The sequence below is a fragment of the Marinimicrobium sp. C2-29 genome (assembly GCF_038419845.1).
Classification (GTDB): Bacteria; Pseudomonadota; Gammaproteobacteria; order Pseudomonadales; family Cellvibrionaceae; genus Marinimicrobium.
In genome coordinates this window covers 1-1,753 of the sequence record NZ_JBCAQT010000040.1, presented here as the reverse complement: position 1 = coordinate 1,753, position 1,753 = coordinate 1, and the positions used below count along the sequence as shown (strand labels likewise).

General features: G+C 61.6%; 2 protein-coding genes. Both read right to left on the bottom strand.

The features are described 5' to 3' along the window. A partial coding sequence (locus tag AAE484_RS17370; RefSeq protein WP_341939702.1) for a gluconate 2-dehydrogenase subunit 3 family protein occupies window positions 1–239 on the bottom strand: 239 nt, incomplete at its 3' end. Beyond that, window positions 236–1,753 (bottom strand): GMC family oxidoreductase (locus AAE484_RS17365; protein ID WP_341939701.1); only part of this gene is annotated, 1,518 nt, incomplete at its 5' end. The genes AAE484_RS17370 and AAE484_RS17365, both read right to left, overlap by 4 nt.

The window sequence follows — 1,753 nt, the reverse complement described above, 5'->3', positions numbered from 1 at the left end:
CTCACGAACACGGTCATGAACTCACCGACCCCGGCATCTTTGGCGCCGGGCGTGTCGGTGCGTGGCAGGATGGTCTCGGCCAGTTCATCCAGCACTTGGACGTCCCGCTCGGTAAAGCGGTAGCTTTTGGCCTTGTCTTCATCGGTGTAGGCGCAGCCGGCCAGCGCCCCGGTGCCGCCGATCATGGCGGTGCCGGTGGCGGCGGTGATCAGTTTCAACAGGTCGCGTCGGTTCATCATAGATTCCCCTTCTTCAGTTCTTTCACCGCGTGATCCACCGCCCGGGCGGTGAGCGCCATGTAGGTCAGCGACGGATTCACACAGGAGGCCGAGGTCATGCAGGCGCCGTCGGTGACAAACACGTTGGGGGCGTCCCAGACCTGGTTATAGCCGTTGAGCACACTGGTTTTCGGGTCGCGGCCCATGCGTGCCGTGCCCATTTCGTGAATGCCCATGCCCGGGGCGTAGCCCCAGTCACTGCCGTGCACGTTCTTGACACCCGCCGCTTCGAGCAGATCCACCGCGTCCTGGATCATGTCCTTGCGCATTTTCCGCTCGTTGTCCTTGATCTCCACGTTCATCGCCAGCACCGGCAGGCCCCAGGCGTCGGTGACCGAGTGATCCAGGGAAATACGGTTGTCGTGGTAGGGCAACATCTCACCAAAGGCGGTCATGCCAATGGTCCAGCCACCCGGCTGGCTCAGCGCATTTTTCAGGTCCGCGCCAATATCGAGCTCGGCGACTTCCCTATCCCAACCCTCGCGGCTGGCCGAGCCCTGGTAGCCAAAGCCACGCAGGTAGGGTCGCTCCTCGCCGTCCACGTTGCGAAAGCGCGGGACGTAGAAGCCGGCCGGCCGGCGGCCGAAGTAGTATTTGTCCTGATAGCCTTCGACATCACCACTGGCGCCGCAGCGGAAGTGGTGGTCCATGACGTTGTGGCCCAGTTCGCCGCTGCTGCTACCCAGACCTCCGTCCCAGACGTCGGTGGCGGAGTTCATCAGAATCCAAGTGGAGTTGAATGAGGAAGCATTCAGGAACACGACATCAGCCGTGTATTCGTAGGTCTGATTATTTTCCGCATCGATCACTTCCACGCCCCGGGCGCGCTTTCTGTCCTTGTCGTACAGCACCTGGCTGACGATGGAGAAAGGCCGCAGGGTCAGATTGCCGGTTTTCATAGCGGCCGGCAGGGTGGAGGACTGGGTGCTGAAGTAGGCCCCGAAGGGGCAGCCCAGCCAGCATTTGTTGCGGTACTGACAGTCGACCCGGTTCTGTTCGGGCATCGGTTTAGTGATGTTGGCCACCCGGCTGTGGATCAGGTGACGCTTGCCGCCAAAGGCTTTTTCGATGCGCTTGGCCACGTCTTTCTCGACGCAGTTGAGCTCGATCGGGGGCAGGAACTGCCCGTCGGGCAAAATATCCAGGCCCTCGCGGGTCCCGGCAATGCCGGCGAACTTTTCGACGTAGTCGTACCAGGGGGCGATGTCGTTGTAGCGAATGGGCCAGTCGATGGCCACGCCCTCTTTGGCGTTGGCTTCAAAGTCGACGGGAGCCAGCCGGTAGCTCTGCCGACCCCAGAGCAGCGAGCGTCCGCCCACATGGTAGCCCCGGAACCAGTCGAAGCGTTTCTCTTCGATGTAGGGGTTTTTCTGCTCGTCCGCCCACATGCCCAGAGTGGACTCGTTCAGGGGGTAGTCGCGCTTGAGCACCGGGTACTTTTCTTTCATTTCCTGGGTCGGTTTGTCCCGATGGGG